The sequence below is a fragment of the Bombella dulcis genome, from assembly GCF_026385505.1.
Lineage (GTDB): Bacteria > Pseudomonadota > Alphaproteobacteria > Acetobacterales > Acetobacteraceae > Bombella > Bombella dulcis.
Window position 1 is genome coordinate 292,202 of sequence record NZ_JANIDV010000001.1, and the last position, 23,193, is coordinate 315,394.

General features: G+C 60.8%; 18 protein-coding genes and 2 tRNA genes. 12 read left to right on the forward strand and 8 right to left on the reverse strand.

Features of this window, described 5'->3' with window-relative positions; all coding sequences use genetic code 11:
* Positions 1 to 189: 189 nt before the first annotated feature.
* The gene (gene metC, locus NQF87_RS01310; RefSeq protein ID WP_266127026.1) at positions 190 to 1,416 is read left to right on the forward strand and encodes a cystathionine beta-lyase; all 1,227 of its coding nucleotides are present in this window, start codon (positions 190 to 192) and stop codon (positions 1,414 to 1,416) included.
* A 2-nt stretch (positions 1,417 to 1,418) separates the two neighbouring features.
* On the opposite strand, the gene NQF87_RS01315 is transcribed toward metC, so the two are convergent.
* The 3 genes from NQF87_RS01315 to NQF87_RS01325 form a co-directional block, all read right to left on the reverse strand.
* Entirely contained in the window at positions 1,419 to 2,915 is a 1,497-nt protein-coding gene (locus NQF87_RS01315; RefSeq protein WP_266126620.1) for a YifB family Mg chelatase-like AAA ATPase, read from the reverse strand.
* A gap of 91 nt (positions 2,916 to 3,006) precedes the next feature.
* Positions 3,007 to 4,272 (reverse strand): phosphoglycerate dehydrogenase, encoded by a 1,266-nt coding sequence (gene serA, locus NQF87_RS01320; protein ID WP_266126621.1) that lies wholly within the window; start codon positions 4,270 to 4,272, stop codon positions 3,007 to 3,009.
* A gap of 82 nt (positions 4,273 to 4,354) precedes the next feature.
* Positions 4,355 to 5,149 carry an inositol monophosphatase family protein gene (locus NQF87_RS01325; protein ID WP_266126622.1) on the reverse strand — a complete coding sequence of 265 codons (795 nt, stop codon included), beginning with the start codon at positions 5,147 to 5,149 and terminating at the stop codon, positions 4,355 to 4,357.
* 66 nt (positions 5,150 to 5,215) lie between these two features.
* Between NQF87_RS01325 and NQF87_RS01330 the strand changes: the two genes are divergently transcribed.
* The 4 genes from NQF87_RS01330 (at position 5,216) to smpB (ending at position 8,309) form a co-directional block, all read left to right on the forward strand.
* On the forward strand, positions 5,216 to 5,965 hold the full coding sequence (locus NQF87_RS01330) for a 3-deoxy-manno-octulosonate cytidylyltransferase (protein ID WP_266126623.1): 750 nt from the start codon (positions 5,216 to 5,218) through the stop codon (positions 5,963 to 5,965).
* The gene (locus NQF87_RS01335; protein ID WP_266126624.1) at positions 5,956 to 6,795 is read left to right on the forward strand and encodes a prephenate dehydratase; all 840 of its coding nucleotides are present in this window, start codon (positions 5,956 to 5,958) and stop codon (positions 6,793 to 6,795) included. Before NQF87_RS01330 ends, NQF87_RS01335 begins: the two co-directional genes overlap by 10 nt.
* Positions 6,796 to 6,894: 99 nt before the next feature.
* The gene (gene dapA / locus NQF87_RS01340) at positions 6,895 to 7,794 is read left to right on the forward strand and encodes a 4-hydroxy-tetrahydrodipicolinate synthase (protein ID WP_266126625.1); all 900 of its coding nucleotides are present in this window, start codon (positions 6,895 to 6,897) and stop codon (positions 7,792 to 7,794) included.
* 11 nt (positions 7,795 to 7,805) lie between these two features.
* Positions 7,806 to 8,309, forward strand: a complete 504-nt coding sequence (gene smpB / locus NQF87_RS01345) for an SsrA-binding protein SmpB (RefSeq protein ID WP_266126626.1) — start codon at positions 7,806 to 7,808, stop codon at positions 8,307 to 8,309.
* A 114-nt stretch (positions 8,310 to 8,423) separates the two neighbouring features.
* On the opposite strand, the gene NQF87_RS08775 is transcribed toward smpB, so the two are convergent.
* Both NQF87_RS08775 and recG read right to left on the reverse strand, forming a co-directional pair.
* Positions 8,424 to 9,119 (reverse strand): cold-shock protein, encoded by a 696-nt coding sequence (locus NQF87_RS08775; RefSeq protein ID WP_323670703.1) that lies wholly within the window; start codon positions 9,117 to 9,119, stop codon positions 8,424 to 8,426.
* 238 nt (positions 9,120 to 9,357) lie between these two features.
* The gene (recG, locus tag NQF87_RS01360; protein WP_266126627.1) at positions 9,358 to 11,460 is read right to left on the reverse strand and encodes an ATP-dependent DNA helicase RecG; all 2,103 of its coding nucleotides are present in this window, start codon (positions 11,458 to 11,460) and stop codon (positions 9,358 to 9,360) included.
* Between the two features lie 114 nt (positions 11,461 to 11,574).
* Between recG and mfd the strand changes: the two genes are divergently transcribed.
* On the forward strand, positions 11,575 to 15,069 hold the full coding sequence (gene mfd / locus NQF87_RS01365) for a transcription-repair coupling factor (protein ID WP_266126628.1): 3,495 nt from the start codon (positions 11,575 to 11,577) through the stop codon (positions 15,067 to 15,069).
* A gap of 12 nt (positions 15,070 to 15,081) precedes the next feature.
* Here the strand turns inward: mfd and hmpA are convergent, their stop codons facing one another.
* Positions 15,082 to 16,296 carry an NO-inducible flavohemoprotein gene (gene hmpA, locus NQF87_RS01370; RefSeq protein ID WP_407651985.1) on the reverse strand — a complete coding sequence of 405 codons (1,215 nt, stop codon included), beginning with the start codon at positions 16,294 to 16,296 and terminating at the stop codon, positions 15,082 to 15,084.
* Positions 16,297 to 16,472: 176 nt separating this feature from the next.
* Between hmpA and NQF87_RS01375 the strand changes: the two genes are divergently transcribed.
* Positions 16,473 to 16,937, forward strand: a complete 465-nt coding sequence (locus tag NQF87_RS01375) for an RrF2 family transcriptional regulator (protein WP_266126630.1) — start codon at positions 16,473 to 16,475, stop codon at positions 16,935 to 16,937.
* Positions 16,938 to 16,949: 12 nt separating this feature from the next.
* On the opposite strand, the gene NQF87_RS01380 is transcribed toward NQF87_RS01375, so the two are convergent.
* Positions 16,950 to 17,816: a glycosyltransferase family 32 protein gene (locus NQF87_RS01380; protein WP_266126631.1), complete on the reverse strand. Its 867-nt coding sequence runs from the start codon at positions 17,814 to 17,816 to the stop codon at positions 16,950 to 16,952.
* The gene (locus NQF87_RS01385) at positions 17,803 to 18,594 is read right to left on the reverse strand and encodes an RlmE family RNA methyltransferase (protein ID WP_266126632.1); all 792 of its coding nucleotides are present in this window, start codon (positions 18,592 to 18,594) and stop codon (positions 17,803 to 17,805) included. Before NQF87_RS01385 ends, NQF87_RS01380 begins: the two co-directional genes overlap by 14 nt.
* A 157-nt stretch (positions 18,595 to 18,751) precedes the next feature.
* Here NQF87_RS01385 and NQF87_RS01390 point away from each other — a divergent pair, with 157 nt between their 5' ends.
* The 5 genes from NQF87_RS01390 to guaB all read left to right on the forward strand — a co-directional run bounded on the left by NQF87_RS01390 (position 18,752) and on the right by guaB (position 23,167).
* Positions 18,752 to 19,774, forward strand: a complete 1,023-nt coding sequence (locus NQF87_RS01390) for a DUF475 domain-containing protein (protein WP_266126633.1) — start codon at positions 18,752 to 18,754, stop codon at positions 19,772 to 19,774.
* A gap of 70 nt (positions 19,775 to 19,844) precedes the next feature.
* Positions 19,845 to 19,918, forward strand: a tRNA-Gln gene (locus NQF87_RS01395).
* 39 nt (positions 19,919 to 19,957) lie between these two features.
* Positions 19,958 to 20,031: transfer RNA gene (locus NQF87_RS01400), tRNA-Gln, on the forward strand.
* Positions 20,032 to 20,150: 119 nt separating this feature from the next.
* Positions 20,151 to 21,539, forward strand: coding sequence for an oxygen-independent coproporphyrinogen III oxidase (gene hemN / locus NQF87_RS01405; RefSeq protein ID WP_407651986.1), 1,389 nt, complete (start codon positions 20,151 to 20,153; stop codon positions 21,537 to 21,539).
* 143 nt (positions 21,540 to 21,682) lie between these two features.
* Positions 21,683 to 23,167, forward strand: a complete 1,485-nt coding sequence (gene guaB / locus NQF87_RS01410; protein ID WP_266126635.1) for an IMP dehydrogenase — start codon at positions 21,683 to 21,685, stop codon at positions 23,165 to 23,167.
* The last annotated feature ends 26 nt before the right edge of the window (positions 23,168 to 23,193 follow it).

The window sequence follows — 23,193 nt, forward strand, 5'->3', positions numbered from 1 at the left end:
TGCATTCAGTCTATACTGCCCTGTAAAGAAAGGACATCATAGGGAAATTGTGGCAGAAATTGCCCAGTCATCGGGGCCGGACATGATGTGGAGCTGGTCCTGCCCGTTGCGGGTCATGCCGCCGCTAGGCAGACGAAGGCCCGTCCGATAGGCTGGGCCGGTCTGGATGATGGAGCAGGAGGGACAGGCATGAGGCACAGAAAGAAGACCACGGAGACAGGGCCTGTCATTGGTGAGGGCTGGCAGAAATTCGCCACGTTCCTGACCCATGCAGGGCGGCAGACTCCGGATCAGAAGGGCAGTTTTGTCAACATGCCGGTCGAGCGTGGTTCCACCGTCATTTTTCCGACCGTGGAGGAGATGGAGGCCCAAGGCGGCTATGCCTATGACCACCAGCTTGTTTATGGGGCTATGGGCAATCCGGTCCAGCACAGGCTGGAGCAGGTGATTACTGCACTGGAGGGGGGAAGCCATACACAGGTCGTCAATTCCGGGCTGGCGGCGTGCAGCGTGGCCCTGCTGGCCTTCCTGAAGGCTGGGGATCATCTGCTCCTGCCTGATTCGGTCTATGGTCCGACACGGCGTTTTGCCCTTGGTACGCTGGCCCGCTTCGGGGTGGAAACAGGCTTCTATCCGCCCCGTGCTGATGAAGCCACCTTGCGGGCGCATATCCGGCCCAACACGACGGTTATCTTTGCCGAAAGTCCTGGAAGCCATACGTTCGAGGTTCAGGATATTCCCCTGATTGCCCGGATGGCGCATGGGGCCGGAGCACGGCTGCTGCTGGACAATACATGGGGGATCGGGGCTTTTCAGCCTTTCACGTCCGGGGTTGATGTGTCCATTCAGGCCCTGACAAAATATCCCAGCGGCCATGCGGATGTCATTCTGGGGTCGATCACGGTGCAGAGGCCGGAACACTGGCAAGCCCTGCGTCGTGCGGCGATCGAACTGGGGGCCTGCGGTGCCCCGGATGACTGCTGGCTGACCCTGCGGGGGCTGAAGACAATGGCGGTCCGTCTCTCCCAGCAGGCCCGCTCTGCTTATGAGCTTGCCTTCTGGCTGGAGAGCCGCCCGGAGGTAGCCCGAGTGCGGCACCCGGCTTTGCCAGGCTGTCCGGGCCATGAAATATGGAAGCGTGACTTCACCGATGCCAGCGGTCTTTTCGGTGTGGAACTGGCTGAGGGGATCACGCAGGAAGCGATGATTGTCCTGCTGAACGGGCTGAACCTGTTCAGCATCGGGGCCAGCTGGGGCGGGTATGAAAGCCTTGTCCTGCCGACATCTGGCGGCCTGACACGGCATCATGAGGAGGGACTGCCCAAAGGAGCAGCCTTCCGGATTCAGGTCGGGCTGGAGAATGTTGCGGACCTGAAGGCTGACCTGGCCCGTGGGCTGGACGGACTGAAACGCTGAGGTCAGAGGGGCGTGCGGTAGGAGAGGGCTTCTGCCGCATGGTGTTTCTGTACTGTTTCCGTGCCGTCCAGATCGGCAATCGTGCGGGCGACACGGAACATGCGTGTGATGCCCCGGTGAGAGAGTTTCATCCGTAAAGCAGCCTGTTCGGCAAGGGTCAGGGCATCGGCTCCGAACCGGAAGCCTTCGGGGGGCATCACGGCATTGCAGGCTCCCTGCCGTTCCATCTGCCGGTCATAGGCTGCCTGCACTCTGGCCCGGACGTCTGCACTGCTTTCCCCCGTCGGGGCACGGTTGATGGCCAGAGGAGACAGGGAATGGATATGCACGCATAGATCCATACGGTCCAGCATCGGGCCGGAGATGCGGGCGGTGTAATCCTGTGCACAGCGGGGTGCCCGGTTGCAGGCCCGTTCAGCATCATGGACATAGCCGCAGCGGCAGGGATTCATGGCGGCAATAAGTTGGAAGCGGGCCGGATAATGCGTATGGCGTGCCGCACGGGAGATCGTGACCTCGCCCGATTCAACGGGCTGGCGTAATCCTTCGAGGCAGTTGCGGGGAAATTCGGGGAATTCATCCAGAAACAGCACGCCATTATGGGCAAGGCTGACTTCGCCGGGCATGGCTTTCGGTCCACCACCGACTAGGGCGGGAAGGGTCGTATTATGGTGCGGTGCCCGATAAGGTGGCCGATTGACGAGACGCCCGGCGGGCAGCAGGCCGCCAATGCTGTGGATGCGGCTGGTCTCCAGTATTTCGGCAGCAGTGAGGTCGGGCAGGATACCGGGCAGGCGGCTGGCCAGCATGGATTTGCCAGACCCCGGCGGCCCGGACATGAGCAGGGAATGACGTCCCGCCGCGGCGATTTCCAGCACACGGCGGGCCTGCATCATGCCTTTCACGTCCCGCAGGTCGGAGCCGTAATCGGGGGGCTGCGGCGTGGGAGGCGGCTCATCTGGCAGGGGCTGTTCCTTGCGGAGATGACCGATCAGGGCCTTGAGGGATGGTGCGGCAACAATGTCCAGAGCCGGGTGGCCCCAGCGTGCCTCTGCTCCCTGCGAGGCCGGGCAGATCAGTCCCTGTCCCTGTGCGGAGGCCGTCAGGGCGGCGCAGAGAATTCCGTTTACAGGGTTGACCGTACCATCAAGGGCGATTTCTCCCAGAGCGGCCAGATGGGCCACGGCCTCGGCAGGGATGACACTCATGGCGACCAGAACGCCGAGGGCGATGGGGAGGTCGAAATGTGCCCCTTCCTTGGGCAGGTCAGCCGGTGTGAGATTGACGAGAATCCGCTTGGGCGGCAGGGCCAGCCCCATGGCGGACAGGGCCGCCCGGACACGCTCCCGTGATTCGGCAATGGCCCGGGCGGGCATTCCGACAATGATGAAAGAGGGCAGGCCGCTGGAAATCTGCACCTCCACCATGACAGGCAGGGCGTCGATCCCGGAGAAGGTGAAACTCTGGATGCGGGCGAGAGATGGCGGGAGAGCGGCCATGATGTCAGGAATCCTTATGGGCCGGACATGAAACCGCCCGACAGCGAAACTGCCGGGCGGCTGTCAGACGCAGACCGGGGAACGCAGAGGCTCAGTCTTCAGCAGGCAGGGGACGGATGGAGCGGGCACGCAAGGTTCCCTTCAGGCTGCGCAGCTGCTCCAGCAGGCTTTTCTCAAGCTCGGGAACATTCTGGCCTTCCTGTGCCTCGGCTTCCGTCACGACATAGCCAAGCTCGCCATCCGTCTGGAGGAACTGGGCCGTCAGGTTGCAGGCGGCCTTGGCGAAAATGTCGTTGATCTGGCCAAGGATGCCCGGCTGGTTGGAGTGGACGTGCATGAAGCGCATCCCGCCGGGGCGTTCGCCCAGCTGGACCTGCGGGAAGTTGACGGCCCCGATGGTGGACCCGACATCGGAGTAATCCACCAGCTTCTGGGCGACTTCCACGCCGATGCGCTCCTGCGCCTCCATCGTGGAGCCGCCGATATGCGGGGTCAGCAGCACGTTCTCCAGCCCCTGAAGCGGCGTGGTGAAACGTTCCTGGCTGCTCTTCGGCTCCACGGGGAAGACGTCGATGGCGGCACCCATCAGGTGGCCGTCCTTCAGTGCACGGGCGAGAGCCTCGAGGTCCACGACGGTGCCACGGGCATTATTGAGCAGAATGGAGTTCGGCTTCATGGCCCGGATTTCGGCCTCGCCGATCATGTTCTGTGTTTCCGGTGTTTCGGGAACATGCAGCGTCACGATGTTGGACTGGCCCAGCAGCTCTTCCAGAGAGCTGACGGCAATGGCGTTACCATGTGGCAGGCGGGGGGCGATGTCGTAATAGAGAACCCGCAGCCCGAAGGATTCGGCCAGGACGGAAAGCTGGGACCCGATGGAGCCATAGCCGACAATGCCGACCGTCTTGCCACGGACTTCCCATGCATTATTGGCGGATTTCTCCCAGCCACCCTTGTGGCAGGCATCGGAGCGGGACGGGATGCGGCGGAGCAGCATCACGATCTCGCCCATGACCAGCTCGGCAACGGAACGGGTGTTGCTGAAGGGCGCATTGAAGACCGGAATGCCAGCCATCCGGGCGGCCTTGAGGTCCACCTGATTGGTCCCGATGCAGAAGCAGCCAATGGCCATGAGGCGGTTGGCGGAATTGATGACATCAGCTGTCAGCTGTGTCCGGCTGCGGATGCCGACCATGTGGACACCCTGAAGGGCTTCCTTGAGAGCATCACCTTCCAGCGCGCCTTTCAGCCGGGTGACAGAGGCATAGCCCTGCTGCTCCAGATAATTGACGGCACTGTCATGGATGCCTTCCAGCAGGAGAATATTGATTCTGTTCTTGGCGAGGGAGAGGGGCATGTTCAGGTAACCTCATCGTGGTAACCGGGTCAGCAGATGTGACCTCATGAAGAATCGTTATCTATCTGTAATGGACAGATCGTTAAGAGGAAAGGGCCTGTATGGCCTCATCACGCAGGGCTGTACTGGCACAGGCCAGAACGGTTCCTTCACTTTCCAGTGTCAGGGGGGCGCCCGACCAGTTCGTCAGGCTGCCACCGGCACCTTCGATGATGGGGGCCAGCGGCCCCCAGTCCCACGGCTTGAGCGTATCTTCGGCAATGAGGTCGATCTGGCCGAGGGCCAGCAGCCCGTAGGCATAGGCATCACCACCCCACGAGGTCCGGCGGACTTTTGTCTGGAGTGTCTGGAACTGCCGGAACTGTGTGGGGCGGAAGATTTCCGGTGCCGTGCAGGAGAGTTCAGCTTCCCTGAGGGGAACATTCTGCCGGGTGCCGATGGTTCCGGGCAGATGGGGGGCGATGTAGCGGCTGGGTTCTCCTTCCAGCCCCAGCCAGCGTTCACGGGTGACGGGCTGGTCGATCAGACCCAGTACGGGGCGTCCTTCATGGAAAAGTGACACTAGTGTCGTGAAGCTTGGCCGCCCGGTTACGAAGGAGCGTGTGCCATCTATGGGGTCCAGTACCCAGAGCCAGTCTTTCCCCAGTGCCCCGGAGGTTCCGGCCTCTTCGCCCAGAATGGCATGATGGGGGACATGCTCTTCCAGAATGGCCCGCATGGTGGCCTCAGCCTCCCGGTCCGCTCGTGTGACGGGGCTGTCATCCTCCTTGGAGATGATGGGCAGAGACTGGCGGAAACAGGGTAGGATGACCTGCCGGGCGGCATCGGCGCAGTGCTGGGCAAGGGCCAGATAGGAGGAAAGATCAGACCGACTCATGAGGATTACGCCTTTTTCCTGATGGGCTGATTGACGCAGGCGGGCCTGCACGGCAATCAGGAGATTATGCGACCGATTATTGTCATTCCCTCCAGAATTGCCTCCACACGGCTTCCACGCAAGGCTTTGGCCGAGATTGATGGTGACGCCATGATCGTTCATGTTGCCCGCCGGGCCGTGGCCGCTGGGCTGGGGCCTGTCCTCGTGGCTGCCGGTGATGAGGAAATCCGGGCTGCCGTGGCGGGCATGGTGGGTGTGGAGGCTCTTCTGACTGACCCTGCCCTGCCCAGTGGGTCGGACAGGGTGCAGGCGGCGATCGAGGCCTATGACCCGCAGGGGCGATATGACTGCGTGATCAATCTTCAGGGCGATCTGCCTCTCGTGGAGCCGGATACTCTCCGGCAGGCCCTGCGCCCGCTGGAAGAGGGACGGTTCGATATCGGGACACTGGTGGCTCCGGTAAAGAGCGTTGAAGAGCGTGATGCCGATTCGGTCGTGAAAGTGGCCTGCACCTTCCAGAATGATGGTGACGTGGCGCGGGCACTCTATTTTTCCCGGTCCGTGATTCCGTGGGGTGAGGGCGTGTACTGGCACCATGTGGGTGTCTATGCGTGGCGGCGTGAGGCACTGGCCCGGTTCGTCACGTTACCGCCATCCGGACTGGAGGAGCGGGAGAAGCTGGAGCAGCTCCGTGCGCTGGAGGCGGGCATGACGATCGGCTGTGCCCGGATTGGGACGGCCCCGCTGGGTGTGGACACGCCGGAAGACCTTGCACGGATCAGGGCCAGAGTCGGGGGGCAGGCATCATGCCGGTGATTGCGTTCCAGGGGCGGCCGGGGGCCTATTCCGATCTGGCCTGCCGGGCGACACGGCCGGGCTGGGAGACATTGCCCTGCCGCAGTTTTGCGGAAACGATCGAGGCCGTGCGGGACGGGCAGGCGGATGAGGCCCTGCTGCCCTGTGAGAATTCCCTTGCCGGTCGTGTGGCGGAGATTCACGCTCTTCTGCCGGAAGCGGGACTGAAGATCGTGGGGGAGCATTTCCAGCGGGTGGAACACTGTCTGCTGGGTGTGAAGGGGGCACGGTTTGAGGACGTGAAGCGTGTCCATACTCATCCGGTTGCCATGGCGCAGGTGCGGGGTCTGCTGGACCAGTATGGCCTGGAGCCGGTGACGGAGTTCGACACGGCGGGGGCCGCCGAGCTGGTGGCGGGCTGGGGGCGGAAGGAAGATGCCGCCATTGCCTCCTCCCTCGCCGGTGAGCTGAACGGGCTTGAGATTCTTCGTCGCAATGTGGAGGATGCTGCCCATAATACGACCCGGTTCTACCGTGTTGCCCCGCCAGACGCCGTGGTGGAGTGTGAAGCCGGACAGCCCATGATGACGACCCTGATCGTTCATGTCCGTCATGTTCCGGGTGCGCTGTGTGACGTGCTGACCTGCTTTGCGCAGCATGGGGTCAACATGACACGGATTGAGAGTTATATGCTGGGCGGCTCCTTCGAGGCCTCCCGCTTCCTGATGGACATTGAAGGTGCGCCGGATGAGCGGAAGGTGCATGAGGCCCTTCTGGCACTGGCTGAGGCCAGTCAGGAGCATCACGTTCTGGGGACTTACCCCCGGAGTGCGTTCCGGGACGATATGTGACCTTTCTCCAGAGGGGAGGTCTCACTATAATGGCGGCATGTCGGCTGGTAAGTCAGCCTATGAGAGTGATGTGCAGGGATGAGGGCGGAGAGTAAAGCAATGGCAAAGACGATTAATGAACGGTACCACGGTTCGCTGACCGCCCTGATCACCCCCATGAAGAAGGATGGTGCGCTGGATGAACAGGCCGCTGCTCGCCTGATCGAGCGTCAGATTCAGGGGGGGACGACAGGCCTCATTCCTTCCGGGACGACGGGGGAAAGCCCGACCCTTTCCCATGAAGAACATGGGCGTGTCATCGAGCATTGTGTGGAGGTGGCTGCCGGTCGTGCGCTGGTGATGGCCGGAGCCGGCTCCAACAGCACGCATGAAGCTGTCGGCATGGCCCGTCATGCCCATAAGGTGGGGGCAGATGCCCTGCTGGTGGTCGTGCCCTATTACAACAAGCCGACACAGGAAGGCCTGTACCGCCACTTCATGACGGTGGCAGATGCCACGCCGCTGCCGCTCTGGCTGTACTGCATTCCGGGCCGGTCCGTCGTGGACTTGACGCCAGAGACGCTGGGGCGTCTGGCAAAGCACCCGAACATTGTCGGTACGAAGGATGCCACGGCCAATCTGAGCCGTCCGCTGGCCGTGCGGCGTGAGGCTGGAGCCGAATTCAATCAGCTTTCTGGTGAGGACGGGACGATCCTGTCCTTTCTGGCAGCGGGTGGGCATGGCTGCATCAGCGTGACCTCCAATGTCGTGCCGGACCTCTGCTCACAGCTGCACCGTCTCTGGCAGGAAGGGAAGGTGAAAGAGGCCATTGCCCTTCAGGACAGGCTGACACCGCTGCATGATGCCCTTTTTGCCGAGACCAGTCCGGCCCCGGCGAAATATGCCCTGTCCCGTCTTGGTCTGTGCGAATCCACACTCCGTCTCCCGATGGTGGAGATCACCGAGGCAACGAAGAAGCGTGTGGATGCGGCCCTGCATTCGCTCGGTCTTCTGGGTTAAGACGTAGAGACATGGCTGCCAGCAAGAAAAAGACAAAAGGTGGGCTGATTTCTCACGGCATTGCCGCACAGAATCGGAAGGCCCGCTTCAATTACACCATTCTGGAGACGGTGGAGGCGGGACTCGTCCTCAAGGGGCCGGAGGTCAAGAGCCTGCGCATGGGGCGTGCGACCCTGAGTGAGGCTTACGCCATTGAGCGGGATGGAGAGCTGTGGCTTCTGAACTCATATATTCCTGAATATCAGGGGGGCGTGCTGTCCCGTTTTGATACACGGGCACCCCGCAAGCTGCTGCTGCACCGTAAACAGCTGGCGAAGTATATCGGGGAAATTACAAAGGCGGGGGCGTCTCTGGTGCCGCTGGACATTCACTTCAATGCCCGTGGTGTTGCCAAGGTGACGCTGGGCCTCGGCAAAGGCCGGAAGAAAGAAGACAAGCGGCACGCCATTGCGGATCGTGACTGGCAGCGGGACAAGGCCCGTCTGCTGCGCAACAAGGGGCGGGGAGAGTACTGACCGCTTTCTTTTCTCCCTGCCGGTCCGGCAGAGCGGGGTGTGCGATAAAGAAAACCCTCACCATCCAGGGGACGGTGAGGGTTTTTCTCGTCAGGTGTCGTATGGGCTACGCCATCAGCCAGCCGTGATTTCCACAGCCTCGGGGCCTTTGTGACCCTGCACGACCTTCATGCCGATTGTCTGGCCATCAGCCAGACCATGCAGGCCGGAACGTTCCAGAGCGGAGGCGTGGACGAACACGTCCTTGCCGCCATTCTCCGGCGTGATGAAGCCGAAACCCTTGGTGGTGTTGTACCACTTGACGATTCCACGCATTTCCTCGGCCTGGGACAGGTCAGGAGCCGGGTGGAAACGCTCCTGACGCATGGGAGCGGCAGGACGGCGGGGAGCTTCTGCCGTAGCCGTGCTGGCATCAACAGAAACCACTTCAGCAACCTGGCGGCCTTTGGGACCCTGACCGACACGGACAACAACCGTCGTGCCCGGAGCCGGCTCAGTATGGCCGAGGGTGCTCAGTGTATTGGCGTGGAGGAAAACATCGCCGCTGCCGTCGCTCAGACCGACGAAGCCGAAGCCACGCTCGGTGTTGAACCATTTGACGGTGCCGGTGATTTCAGGGCCAGTCGGCGTGATCTGCGGACCGCCACGGCCGCCGCCACTACGGCGGGGAGCACCACCACCGAAGCCGCCACCGCGCGGAGCATCGTAACTGCCGCGATCGTCGAAGTAAGAAGGCTGGGTCATGAAATCGCGGTCAAAGCCGCCGCGGCGGGAGGAAAAGGAGCTGCGGTCGGATCTATTATTTCTCAAGGGTCTCGTCCCGTATTGGGGTCATCAGGGAGGAAACAGTCACTCTGTCTCCTCGGGTCGTTCAGCTGGAAGCATGACTACATGTTCCGTTTGTGAAAGTAGCATGTTTTTCCAATTACGCTAGAAAGAAAAAGATAAAAATTTGATAATCTTTATTCCAAGAAATCAGAGAATTTTTTTGAGTGTTTGGATTCTCCCCTTAACAAGATTTCATAAAAATTAAACATTGCTGGGAAACCTAGCCGGAAACAAGTAGTCGGGCAGGGCTGGCACGGTCGAACAGATGAAGAAGGTCTTGAAGGGCCATTCCCCTCGGGTTTTTCAGTTCAGGATCACGGGTTAGTTCCCGCTGACTGTCCTGCCGCATGGCTGTCAGGAGCAGGGACAGGCGGGTCGGGTCGGCCAGACGGAATCCCGGCAGACCGGACTGGCGGTTCCCCGTAAGGTCGCCCCCGCCACGGATGCGGAAATCTTCATCAGCGATCAGGAAGCCATCTTCCGTATCCCGCAGGAGGTGGAGACGACGCTGGGCCGTGAAGCTGGTTCCTTCACTATGCAGCAGCAGGCAGAAGGATTTCTGCGTTCCCCGGCCGACACGCCCACGGAGCTGATGTAGCTGGGCAAGGCCGAAGCGTTCGGCCTGCTCGATGACCATGATGGTGGCATTGGGAATGTCCACGCCAACCTCAATCACGGTCGTGGCAACCAGCAGGCGGGTCCGGCCTTTCTGGAAAGCCGTCAGGGCGTCCTGTCGTGTGTCGATGTCCTGCCTGCCGTGCGCCAGACCGATGATGGGGCCGAAGCGTCTGGTCAGTTCGGCCCAGCGTTCTTCTGCGGCAGCGGCACTCTGGGTCTCGCTTTCTTCAATGAGCGGACAGACCCAGAATATCTGTTTTCCCTGATCCAGTGCCCGTTTTATTCCAGCGAAAATATCATCCAGCATCCCCATGTTATGCACGGTCGTATGGATGGGCTGACGCCCGGCTGGTTTGCTGTCCAGCCGGCTGACGCCCATTTCTCCCCATTCCGTAAGCTGGAGAGTGCGGGGGATGGGGGTGGCGGTCATGACGAGCAGGTCCGTGGAGGGACCCTTGCTGGCCAGTCTCATGCGCTGTTCCACGCCGAAGCGGTGCTGTTCATCAATGACGGCCAGTCCAAGATCGGCAAAGGTGACGCCATCCTGAAAAAGTGCATGGGTGCCGATGGCAATTTTTGCATGGCCATCTGCCAGTTTTGCCAGCGCAATCCGGCGTGCCTTTCCCTTGACGGACCCGCTGAGAAACACGAACGGCACGGGGCACAGGGCCTCGAACGTGCTGGCGTGCTGCTGGGCAAGGATTTCCGTAGGGGCCATGAAGGCGGCCTGTGTTCCGGCCTCAACGGCCTGAAGCATGGCCGTCATGGCGACAAGGGTTTTCCCGGCACCGACATCGCCTTGCAGCAGGCGCATCATGGGGGCGGGGCGTTCCATATCCGCTGAGATTTCGGCCATGACACGGCTCTGGGTTGCTGTGGGCTGATGGCCGAACCGTTCCAGCAGGGCATGGCGCAGGGAGCCATCTCCCTTCAGCGGGCGGCCTGTCCGTGTTCTGGCCTGCATGCGGGCCAGCCCCAGACAGAGCTGGTCCGCCAGTACTTCATCCGCCGCCAGCCGGGCACGGGCACGCTCAAGGGCGGGGGTGAGGTCTCTGTCCGCAGGCAGGCTTTCGGGGAAGTGCATCAGCCGCAGAGCCGTGGCGAAATCGGGCCAGTCCCTCTGCTGCATGAGGGGTGGGTCCAGCCATTCCGGGAGGTCGGCAGGGATCAGGGCCAGAGCGGCCTGCATGGCCTTCCGGACGGTGGAGGGGAACAGGCCCGCCGTCAGGGGCCATACGGGTTCAAGCCATGGGAAGCTGTCTTTCTTTTCCCAGGCCATGATGTGGTCAGGCCGGGAGAGGATCAGCCGGTCGTGATAGTGACCCACTCTGCCTGAAACGAGAATTTCCGTCCCTTCCGGTGGCAGAAAAAGACGTCCTTTTTGGAAGAAGGTGATTTCCAGGGTGCCGGTACTGTCCCTTGTCGTCAGGACGGTCGGCTGGGAGGCACGGGTGGGGCGGCGTATGCCGGTCACACGGGCATGGCTTGTCAGTATGTCGCCTGCCAGCAGTTTTCGTCCTTCGGCAATGGTCATGAGCTGACGGCGGTCGATCAGCTTCTCCGGCAGGGTGAAGAGCAGGTCGATGATCCGTTTTCCATTGCTGATCCTGCCCAGCATTGTGGCATGGCGTGGTCCTGTCCCCGGCAGGCTGCTGATGGGAGCCAGAAGTGGAGCAATCCGTGCAGAGGGAGGGGCTAGGGGCATGGCATCGGGGGGCGTGGTGGCTTCCGGGCTGACAGGGGGCGTGGGGAGGGGTATAGGGTAGCAAAACCGGCTGATAATAAAAATGTCCTTTTCATGAGTGGAGAGCCTGCGCTGATGCCTGCCGATCGTTCCGCCATTGCGTCCTTTGGTCCGACAGTCTGGGGGGTGCCTGATGGTGCGGTGGCGTTTCTGCTCCGTCAGCGTCTGTCCGAACATAAGGGGACACTCGTGCATGTGACGCATGATGATGCCGCCCTTGCGTCTCTGGCGGACATGCTGGGCTGGCTGGTGTCGGAAGTGTCCGTCCTGCGCTTCCCGGCCTGGGACTGCCTGCCCTATGACCGTATTTCGCCCAACCCTTCCATCGTGGCCGAACGTGTCTCCACACTGAGCCACCTGCTGGAACCACGGCCGGAGACAGGCCGGATCGTGCTGACGACTGTCCATGCCATGCTCCAGCGTGTGCCACCCCGTGCGGCCTTTGCGGGGCAGACCATCCATGTGAAGGTGGGCGACACGCTGGATGTGGCAGATTTGGCAGAGCGGCTCGTTGCCAGCGGCTATAGCCGTGTGGATACGGTGATGGAACGTGGCGAATTCGCCATGCGGGGCAGCATTTTCGATCTGTACCCTGCCGATTCAGGCGAACCTGTCCGGCTGGACCTGTTCGGGGATGAGGTGGACAATATCCGCAGCTTCGATGCCGCTACCCAGCGTTCCACGGACAGGCGGACAGGTTTCAGCCTGACACCTGTTTCGGAATATGCGCTGGATCAGGCCAGTCTGAGCCGTTTCCAGACAGGATGGCGGGATGTGTTCGGTGTCGGGGCAATGGAGGATGTTCTCTACCGTCAGCTTCTGGAAGGGCGCAGGGCCAGTGGAGCGGAACATTATCTGCCGTTGTTCCATGATGGTGACGGTCACCATATGGAAACCCTGCTGGACTATCTGCCGGATGCCGCCCTGAGTTTTGAGCGTGACACGCCGGATATTCTAACGGCACGGCTGGACATGATCGCTGATCACTATCAGGCCCGCTGTGCTGCGGGGCATGAGGGGGAACTTCCCTACCGGCCCCTGCCACCGCACCGGCTCTATCTGAACCGTCATGGCTGGGATGGGATGCTGAAGGGGCACCCCACTGTCCTGCTGTCACCTTTTGCCCAGCCTGATGGCGCAGAGGGCGTGGACGCCGGGTACAGGCCAGGGCCGGTCTTTGCCAGCATGGGGGGCGCAGGACGGGAGGGGGTCTTCCAGCAGTTTTCCACCCATGTGCAGGACTGGGCAAAGCAGGGGCGGCGGACCTATCTGACGGCCTGGAGCAATGGTTCCAGGGAACGGATCAGCAGTCTGCTGCGGGACCATGACATTCCCTGTGAAAATTTCGATGACTGGGCACAGGCGGCGGGCATGGGCCGCGGGGCTGTCGGGCTTGTCGTGATGGGGCTGGAGCGGGGTTTTACCGGGGAGCGTTTGGCCTTCGTGTCCGAGCAGGACCTGTTGGGGGAACGTCTGGCCCGCCCGCCTCGGCGCAGACGCAAGGGCAATGACTTCATCACGCAGATCGGCGAGATTTCCGAGGGTGATCTTGTCGTGCATGAGGAGTACGGTATTGGCCGCTATGTCGGGCTGGAGACCGTGCGGGAAGGGCGTGTGGCCCATGACTATCTCTCCATCCTCTACGATGGGGAGCAGCGGCTCCTTCTGCCCGTGGAGAATATTGACCTGCTGAGCCGTTTCGGCTCTGAGCAGGGAACCGTGCTGCTCGACCGTCTGGGGGGCAGCTCGTGGCAGGCCCGCAAGGCGAAAATGAAGACCCGTCTGCGGGAAATGGCGGGTGAACTGATTCGCACGGCGGCGGCCCGTGCCATGAAGGAAGCCCCCATCATGGCTCCGGCGGAAGGGATGTGGGACGAATTCTGTGCCCGCTTCCCCTTCATGGAAACGGAAGACCAGTCACGGGCCATTGCGGACGTTCTGGAGGATTTGAGCAGCGGCAGGCCGATGGACCGGCTTGTCTGCGGGGATGTGGGTTTCGGCAAGACGGAGGTGGCCCTGCGGGCGGCCTTCGTGGCGGCCATGTCCGGGATGCAGGTGGCGGTTGTGGTCCCCACGACCCTTCTGGCCCGGCAGCATTATATCGGTTTCAGAAAGCGGTTCGAGGGGCTGCCCGTGAAGGTGGAGCAGCTCTCCCGCATGGTCACGGCCAGGGAAGCCACGAAGGTGCGGGATGGTCTGGCCGATGGAACGGTGGACATCGTCATCGGGACCCATGCGCTGCTTTCCAAAGCCGTGTCGTTCGAGCGGCTGGGAATGCTCATCATTGATGAGGAACAGCATTTCGGCGTGTCCCACAAGGAGAAGCTGAAGGCCCTGCGGGAAGACGTGCATGTGCTGACGCTCTCCGCCACGCCTCTGCCACGGACACTTCAGCTTTCCCTCTCCGGCGTGCGGGAGATGAGCCTGATCGCCACCCCGCCGACGGATCGCCTGTCCGTACGTACCTTCATCACGCCTTTTGACCGGGTGATGATTCATGAGGCCATCCAGCGGGAACGTTTCCGGGGTGGGCAGGTCTTCTGCGTGGTGCCCCGGCTGACGGACATGCGGCATATGGCCGACAGGCTGCGGGAGATCGTGCCCGATGCCCGCATCACCGAGGCTCATGGCCGTCTCACTCCTACCGAGCTGGAAACTGTGATGACGGAATTTTCGGAAGGGAAGTACGACATTCTGCTTTCCACCAACATCGTGGAGAGCGGGCTGGACATGCCCCGGGTCAATACGATCATCATTCACAGGGCGGACATGTTCGGCCTCGGGCAGCTTTATCAGCTGCGGGGACGTGTGGGGCGGGCCAAGCAGAGGGGCTATGCCTATCTGACATGGCCGCAGACGCATGTCCTGTCGGCGTCCTCCGTCAAGCGGCTGGAGATCATGCAGACGCTGGATTCCCTAGGGGCGGGCTTCACGCTGGCCTCCCATGACCTTGACCTGCGTGGAGCGGGGAATCTTCTCGGGGATGAGCAGTCCGGCCACATCAAGGAAGTCGGGATCGAGCTGTACCAGCAGATGCTTCAGGATGCCGTGACGGACCTGCGGCGGATGCGGAATGAAGGTGAGGAGGAAGATACAGGCTGGACGCCGAACATCATCCTCGGCCTGCCCGTTCTTGTGCCAGAGGAGTATGTGAAGGACCTGCCCGTCCGTCTTGGTCTGTACCGTCGCATTGCCGCCCTGAAGGATGAGGCGGATGTGGATGCCATGCGGGTCGAGCTGGTGGACCGTTTCGGCCCCCTGCCGCAGGAGGTGGAAAATCTTCTGGATGTGGTGATGATCAAGAAGCTCTGTCGTGAGACGGGCGTGGAACGGCTGGAGGCGGGGCCGAAAGGCATGGTGCTTCAGTTCCGCAAGAACAGGTTCGGCAATCCGGATGGTCTGATCCGCTGGGCCGCCCGCAATGAGAAGGCCGGTGTGAAGATACGGCCCGACCACAAGCTGGCCATGGTGCGGGAAATGACGAATGCCGTGCGGATCAGCATGGCCCGGAAGATTCTGGCCTCTCTGACCAAGCTTCTGGACAAGGTCCGCACGGCAGAACCGGCCTGAGCCGGTAGGGGATCAGGCCTGTGTGACAAGGAACGGGTCGGAGGCCGAGCCGAACATCTCGTAATGGATGCGTTCCCTGGGGATGTTCCGTTCCCGCAGGGCCTGAATCATGGTGATCAGGAAGCCTGTCGGGCCACAGACATAAAACTCTGCATCGTGGCTGGCATGGTTTCCCAGCTCTGATGAGGTGAGACGCCCGGTATGGGCGGTGATGCCTTCCATGCGTGGTGGTAGGTGGCCTGTCTGGCTGTAGAACAGGTCTGCCGTGATGGTGCCGGCCTTTGCCAGCTCACGGATTCTACGGGCAAAGATTTCAGTCTGCGGCGTCTGTGTGCCGTGAATGACATGAATGGGAGGCCGGGCCTCCTGTGCAGCCAGCGTGTCGAGCATGGACATGACCGGCGTGATGCCGGACCCTGCGGAGAGGAAAACCACCGGCCGGTCTTCTGTGGGAGGCAGGGTGAAATCACCTGCCGGGGCAGACACATCCAGCATGTTGCCGACCTGCACATGGTCGTGGAACCAGCAGGAAGCGACACCACCAGCCTGACGCTTGATGGTGATGCGGTAATGATCCTCTGCCGGGGCGGAAGAGATGCTGTAATTTCGCCGTTCCGTTCCTGCACCGGGAATGTTCAGTCTGAAGCTGAGATACTGGCCCGGACGGTGCCGCATGACGGGCTGGCCATCAGCAGGGCTGAGGGTGAAGGAAACCGTGTCGGCCGTTTCCTCATGGCGGTGGGCAATGCGGAAGCTCCGCCACCCTGTCCATCCGCCTTTTTCCGCAGCATGGGCATGGTAAATCTGCTGTTCCCGATTGATCAGCACGTCAGCAAGAAAACCATAGGCCTCTTTCCAGGCCTCCATGATGTCGGGTGTGGCCTGATCCCCCAGAACATGGGCAATGGCCTCCAGCAGGGCCTTGCCGACATGAGGATAATGCTCCGGCAGGATGTTCAGCCCGACATGTTTCTCGGCAATGCGCTCGATCATGTCCTTCAGGGCGGTGGGGTCATCAATATGGCGGGCATAGGCAAGAATGGCGAAGGCCAGTGCTCTGGGCTGATCCCCATTTTTCTGATGGGAGATGTTGAAGAGATCACGGATGTTTTCGTTACTCAGAAGGCGACGATACATGTCCTGCGTGATGGCGAGGCCGTGCGCTTCCAGTGCCGGGATGCAGGCCGTGACGATGGTGCGTGTCTGTGCGGAGAGGGGCATGATGATCCTCTTAAAAGATACACATAAAATACATCTTTTAAGATAGAGGTATTCAGTCCCCTGTCAAGGTGAGGGGAACGGATGTGGAAAGTGGTTGGCAACAGGCATCTTTCTGTTAGTTTTGAAGCCGGGAGCCACTGTCATCATGTCTCCTGTTTTCCATGCAGGCAGGAGCCTTCAGAATGCGTCTGACCCTCTATACTGATTACGCTTTCAGGTCCCTGATTTATCTGGAAACACGGAAGGAGCATCTCGTCTCCATTGGGGAGATTGCCCGTGTCTATGGAATTTCAGAGAATCATCTGGTCAAAGTGGTGCATCGGCTGGGGCGGCATGGATTCATCAAGACGCTGCGTGGCCGCAAGGGCGGACTGCGTCTGGGGCGCAGGGCCGAGGACATCTATCTGGGAGATGTCGTCCGCTGTACGGAGGATGATCTCGCCCTCGTGGGCTGTATGCGCAAGGATGAAGAGGCTTCGGGCTGCATTCTGGTGGGAGGATGCCGCCTGAAACAGACGCTCCTGAAGGCCCGCTTCGCTTTCATGAATGTGCTGGATGAAGTCACGCTGGCAGATGTCACCGCTCCGCATGAACGGAAAGTCCTGATGCAGGCAGTGCAGGAACTGACGGTGGATGTGAAACCGTAGAGGGGATATTTCTCAGCCGCTGTTTCCGTCAGGCCATGTGACGAACTGCCGCCAGTTGGCACTGGTACCCTGATAGGTAAAATGTGCGCAGGTATCGAGTGTCTGTTCAATCTGGGGATGGGGGACGAAGACGATCCCGGCGATGGACAGGAACCGGTTGATCCCGCTGAAGGGGATTTCGTGCCTGTGCAGGGCCTGGGCAATCCAGCTCATCGTGCCGACAACCATGGCACCGGGGCCGGTCGAGACCCAGACATTTTCAAAATGGCCCGTTGCCAGAACATGCCGGACCCGCTGGAACATGATGTTCATGATGTGCTGCATAAGCGGGTTGCCGGCCTCACAGATGAGGACGTCATTATCAAGGCACCACGGCTGACCGATGGAATAGGACAGTAATGTCCTGAAATCGGTTCCTCTGGTGATCTCGGTCAGGGGGGCACGGCTTATCACGTCAGCATCGACATAGACGCCACCCTTCACATGTAGATGGCAGAGCCGCCAGAAATCCGAACGCATGGCCGGGTGGGGGCAGGCGTCATAAAGGGCCGTGATCTCTGCACCGTAATGTTTCTGAATGAAGGCCCGTGCGGAGGCGTCACATTCCAGATGATAGGTGAAGTCCGGGTTGGCCTGCCGGATGCCCTGCATGGCCTGCTGGATGTCATCCGGTGGTTCGGGACTGTCCCAGAACTGGACAACATGCCTGGGAATGTCGTGGGGGAAATCCTGCGGGACGCAGCGAGAAAGGGTTGGAAACAGCCCGTTCTGTATGCCCAGAGGCAGAAGATCGAAGCAGGCCTCCTGATCGCCGTTCAGGGCACTGTCAAACAGGTCCCGGAACGGGGCTGGATAACTGGCAAAATTACGTTTCACCACGGAATCCTGTGGCGATGACATAAAGCTCGCTTGATTCCTTCCGGGATGCCGGTGGCTTGACATGCCTGACAACTGCAAAATTGCGTTTCATCAGGTCCAGCATGTCTTTTTCAGAACCGCCCTGAAAGACCTTGGCGATGAAGGCTCCGTTTTCGGCAAGAATTTTCAGGGCGAAATCAAGGGCATTTTCCGCAAGGGCCATGATGCGGATATGATCCGTGGCAGCATGGCCGGTCGTGTTGGGGGCCATGTCGGACATGACAAGGTCAGCCCTGCCGCCCAGCATGGACTGGAGTCGTTCCGGCATGTCGACCTCCATGAAATCGCCTTCAATGATTTCAGCTCCCGGAACCGGGTCCACGGGCAGAAGGTCCACGCCAATCACCCTGGCAGCTCCACGCTTGACGGCAATCTGCGCCCAGCCACCCGGTGCGGCCCCGAGGTCCACGACCCGGCTGCCGGGCCTGATGAAGTGGAAACGGTCATCCATTTCCAGCAGCTTGAAGGCAGCACGGGACCGCCAGCCCTGCTGCCGGGCGGCGGAGACATAAGGGTCATTCAGCTGACGGTTCAGCCAGCGTTGCTGCGCCGGTGTACGCCCCCGGGCCTTGCGGAGCTTGACGGTCTGTGTCCGCAGGGTCTGCGAGGTGGCGGCATCGTCTGCCGTGTCCCGTGTGCCGGGCGTGCGGGAATGGCGAAGAGGCTTGCCGGGAATGCGGGGGGCCGTCGTACCGCTCCTGGAGCGGCGGGAGGAAGGGGGCGTATGTTTCGGACTCATGGGAGAAGAATAGGCTCTTACCGGGTCTTTGCAAAGTCTGTCTTTTGCCCGGGCAGGACAGCTCCGCTGCCTTCCTGTTGCCGCCCGGTCTGCTTTGCCTGTAAGGGGCGTGCAGGAAATGAGCATGAACGCTCGGTTTGGAAGAACAGGACAGCTCTTGAGACAGTTTTACGCCGCTTTCGTTCTGGCCGCTCTGGCCCTGTGTGTGGGTGCCGCTCTGGGATATGGGCACACACCCAGCCTGTATGGTGCCCTCATGGGCGTGGAAGGCGTGGCCATCCTCGCCCTGATGGAAACGGCTGAATCCATGGATAATGCCATTGTTGATTACGGCATCCTGAAGACCATGTCGCCCCGCTGGCAGAAGCGTTACATTAGCTGGGGGATGCCGATTTCCGTACTGGGAATGCGCTTCCTGTTTCCCGTGCTGCTGGTGGCCCTGGTGGCGGGACTGTCCCCGTGGCAGGCGGCCCGTCTGGCTGTGATGGAGCCACAGCGTTACGCCGCCATCATGCTGGGCGCAAAGGACATGATCTCCGCTTTCGGTGGGGCTTTCCTGCTGCTGATTGCGCTGAATTATTTTCTGGATGACGACAAGACCCATCACTGGCTCTCATGGCTGGAGCGTCCGGCGGCCCGTCTGGGTGGGGTGTCGGCCCTGCCTGTCGGGCTGACGCTGGCTGTCCTCATGCTTGTCAGCCGCCTGATGGGGGTGGGGCATGACCCGATGGCGTTCCTCTTCTGGGGCTGTGGTGGTGTGGCGGCCTATATTCTGGGCAAGGAAACGCTGGTCTGGCTGATCGGCGAACCGGGAGCCTCCCGTATGGCGGCAGGTGGCGGGCTGCTGACCTTCCTGTATCTGGAATTCATTGATGCCAGCTTCTCGTTTGATGGCGTCATCTCGGCTTTTGCGATCACGACCGATCCGATTGTCATTGCGCTGGGGCTTGGGGTAGGGGCGATGTTTGTCCGCTCCATGACGCTCTCCATGCTGAAGACCAACGCTCTGGCCGAGTATGTTTATGTGGAGCATGGGGCATTCTACACCATTTTCATCCTCTCCCTGCTGATGCTGGTCAGCGTGCTGGTGGACGTGCCGGAATGGGTGACGGGGCTTGTTGGCATCCTTCTGATCGGCGGGGCTTTTCTGGCCAGTGCGCTCCGGCGTCCCGTAAAATGAAGAAAAACTTTCTTTAGCCCCTTGCGCCGTACGAGGAATGAGGCTAGGAACGCCCTCAGCGAACGCCGCTTGGGAGATAGTTTAGCGGTAGAACTACCGGCTCTGACCCGGTCAGCCCTGGTTCGAATCCAGGTCTCCCAGCCATTTTCGTGGTGAGTTTGCAGCGGGAAAAGCCCCACCGCTTGGGAGATAGTTTAGCGGTAGAACTACCGGCTCTGACCCGGTCAGCCCTGGTTCGAATCCAGGTCTCCCAGCCATTTTTCCTAAGAAAAATATACCGTGTGTTGCTTCTTGAAGACGGCTGAGTTGCATGACAGGGCGCATCGCTGTAGCTTGGGCCATCCCCGACCGATCAGAGCTGGAATGTGGTGAGACTGTGGCTGCAAAAATTTCTCCTGACCTGATCGCCCGTTATGGTGGCAACCTGCCACGCTATACCAGCTATCCAACGGCCGTCAGTTTTTCCGAGGCCATCGGGCCGCGGGATGTAGCGGGCTGGCTCGGGGCACTGCCACCGGGACAGTCTGTCTCTCTCTATTTCCACGTTCCGTTCTGTGATGAGCTGTGCCGTTTCTGTGCCTGCAACACGGCGGTAATGCGGCAGGAAGAGGGGCGGGAGGTTTATGGCGATCTGCTTTTGGATGAGATGCGTCGTGTTGTTGCGCTGGTCGGGCGGGGGCGTGTGGTCCGTCATCTCCATTTTGGGGGCGGTACGCCAACGACCCTGCCAGAATCAGCTTTGCGGAAGGTCATGGCTGCCGTCCGGGAAGAGTTCCGGCTTGCTGATGATGCTGAACTTGCCATGGAGATGGACCCCCGCCATGTGCCGGAGGGCATGTTGACCCTGCTGGCAGAGCTTGGTTTCAACCGTATCAGTTTCGGTGTCCAGGACCTTGACCATACCGTGCAGGAAGCCTGCGGGCGGATACAGTCTTACGAACAGACCTTGTCCTGCGTCCAGCAGGCCCATGCGGCGGGTGTTCATGGGGTGAATATCGACCTGATTTATGGTCTGCCCTATCAGACGGTCGAGAGCGTGCAGGATACGGCCCGACGTGTTGCCGGGATGCGGCCGGACCGTCTGGCCGTGTTCGGTTACGCCCATGTTCCGTGGAAGCAGAAACGCCAGCAGCTCATTCCGCAGGACTCCCTGCCTTCTTCTGAAGAGCGGTTGCAGCAGGCGGACATGATTGACCGGGTTCTGGTCGAGGAAGGCTATAAGCCCATAGGGCTGGATCATTACGCCCATCCGGAAGATGCGATGGCCCGTGCCTATGAGGCAGGGACGCTGCATCGCAATTTTCAGGGTTACACGATTGATGCATCGCCCGTCCTGCTGGGGATGGGGGCTTCTGCCATTTCCATGACACCTGACGGGTTCTATCAGAACATTCCGTCCACGGCGGCCTATATTCGGGCATTGAAAGACAGTGATGGTCTTCCTGTCGCCCGTGGGGTGTTCCGGACGGAAGAGGACCGCTGGCGGGGGAAGGTGATCGAGACCATCATGTGCCTCTCTGGTGTGGACCTGACGCCCCATATTCCAGAAGGGCAGAGTCTGGACGAGGCATTTGCGGGAGAGCTGGAAGCCCTGCGGCCTTTTGAAGAAGATGGGCTGATCCGTTGGGACGGCAACCGGGTAAGCCTGACGGAAAAGGGTAAGCCTTTCCTCCGGCATCTGGCGGCCGTGTTCGATACACGGCGCAAGGAACTGGCGGCCGGGACGGATGGCAGGCCCACGCCCCGTTTCTCATCATCACTGTGATGTCAGGCATCATCCGGCCGATTTCCTTTGCCTCTATATGCAGAGTGCGTTATGAGACCCTGCCAACAGCTTAATATCCTGACTATTGGAATAAGCTGACCTAGTTGTATCGAACAGGACGCACGATCGGGGGCGTGGGCATCATGACAGATTCTTTTAACGACAAACTTTACAGCCGTGTGCGTGATGCTCTGGCGTTCGATGATGTGCTGATCGAGCCGGTTGAATCATCCGTCCTTCCCGGTCAGGTCAGCACGAAAACACGTCTGACCCGCAAGCTGGAACTGAATATCCCGCTGCTTTCTTCCGCCATGGATACGGTGACGGAAGATGAGATGGCTATTTCCATGGCGCAGCAGGGTGGCATGGGTGTCATCCACAAAAATCTGACGCTGGAAGGGCAGGCCGAACAGGTCCGCCGGGTGAAGCGTTTTGAGGCGGGCATGGTGGTCAATCCCGTCACGGTGGGACCGGACCAGACGCTGAGCGACGTTCATGAGATCATGGCCCGTCATGGCATCTCCGGCCTTCCGGTCGTGGAGAAGGATGGCAGGCTGGTCGGCATCCTGACCAACCGTGATATGCGCTTCACGGAAGACAGGCGTACCCGCGTGCGGGACCTGATGACCCATGAAGGTCTGGTCACGGTCAGGCATGGTGCCTCTGCGGAGCAGGCCCGTCAGCTCCTGCACGATCATCGGATCGAGAAGCTGCTGGTCGTGGATGATGCTGAACGCTGCATCGGTCTGATCACTGTCAAGGACATGGATAAGGCCACGACCCATCCTCTGGCCGTGAAGGATGCGGAAGGCCGTCTGCTCTGCGCCGCAGCGATTGGCGTCGGGGAAGATGGTCTCCACCGTGGGGCTGCTCTCGTTGAGGCTGGCGTGGACGTGCTGGTGGTCGATACGGCGCATGGCCACTCCCGTGGCGTGTTGGAGACCGTGGCCCGCCTGCGTGACAGATATGCTGACGTGCAGCTGATTGCCGGTAACGTGGCTACGCCGGAAGCGGCAAGGGCACTGATTGAATCCGGTGCGGACTGTGTGAAAATCGGCATTGGTCCGGGGTCCATCTGCACGACCCGTGTCGTGGCCGGTGTGGGTGTGCCCCAGTTTTCTGCCGTTCTGGAAACAGCCGCAGCCTGTCATGAGCTGGACATTCCGGCCATCGCTGATGGGGGTATCCGGACATCCGGTGACATCGTCAAGGCCATCGGGGCCGGTGCGGATGTCGTGATGGTCGGCTCCATGCTGGCAGGCTGTGAGGAAAGCCCCGGTGAAAGCTTCCTGTATCAGGGGCGGACCTACAAGGCCTATCGTGGCATGGGGTCCATGGGGGCGATGGCCCGTGGTTCGGCTGACCGCTACTTCCAGGGGGAAGTGCGGGATACGCTGAAGCTGGTGCCGGAAGGGATTGAAGGGCAGGTGCCGTACAAGGGGCCGATGGCTGCCGTGGTGCATCAGCTGGTTGGCGGCCTGCGGGCTGGCATGGGCTACACCGGTTCTGCCACCATTGCTGATCTTCAGGCCCGTGCCCGCTTCCGCAAGATCACCAATGCCGGTCTGCGGGAAAGCCATGTGCATGATGTGACCATCACCCGTGAGGCCCCCAACTATCGGCTCTGAGGGGCATTTTTTCCTTTCCTGATGGA

Coding starts and splice junctions, on each gene's coding strand:
- NQF87_RS01325 (WP_266126622.1), bottom strand. CDS start 5,149: ATGAGTCGGTCTGATCTTTCCTCCTATCTGGCCCTTGCCCAGCACTGC.
- mfd (WP_266126628.1), top strand. CDS start 11,575: ATGCCTGCCGATCGTTCCGCCATTGCGTCCTTTGGTCCGACAGTCTGG.
- NQF87_RS01385 (WP_266126632.1), bottom strand. CDS start 18,594: ATGAGTCCGAAACATACGCCCCCTTCCTCCCGCCGCTCCAGGAGCGGT.
- NQF87_RS01330 (WP_266126623.1), top strand. CDS start 5,216: ATGCGACCGATTATTGTCATTCCCTCCAGAATTGCCTCCACACGGCTT.
- NQF87_RS01315 (WP_266126620.1), bottom strand. CDS start 2,915: ATGGCCGCTCTCCCGCCATCTCTCGCCCGCATCCAGAGTTTCACCTTC.
- guaB (WP_266126635.1), top strand. CDS start 21,683: ATGACAGATTCTTTTAACGACAAACTTTACAGCCGTGTGCGTGATGCT.
- serA (WP_266126621.1), bottom strand. CDS start 4,272: ATGCCCCTCTCCCTCGCCAAGAACAGAATCAATATTCTCCTGCTGGAA.
- NQF87_RS01335 (WP_266126624.1), top strand. CDS start 5,956: ATGCCGGTGATTGCGTTCCAGGGGCGGCCGGGGGCCTATTCCGATCTG.
- recG (WP_266126627.1), bottom strand. CDS start 11,460: ATGCCCCTAGCCCCTCCCTCTGCACGGATTGCTCCACTTCTGGCTCCC.
- smpB (WP_266126626.1), top strand. CDS start 7,806: ATGGCTGCCAGCAAGAAAAAGACAAAAGGTGGGCTGATTTCTCACGGC.
- NQF87_RS01375 (WP_266126630.1), top strand. CDS start 16,473: ATGCGTCTGACCCTCTATACTGATTACGCTTTCAGGTCCCTGATTTAT.
- metC (WP_266127026.1), top strand. CDS start 190: ATGAGGCACAGAAAGAAGACCACGGAGACAGGGCCTGTCATTGGTGAG.
- dapA (WP_266126625.1), top strand. CDS start 6,895: ATGGCAAAGACGATTAATGAACGGTACCACGGTTCGCTGACCGCCCTG.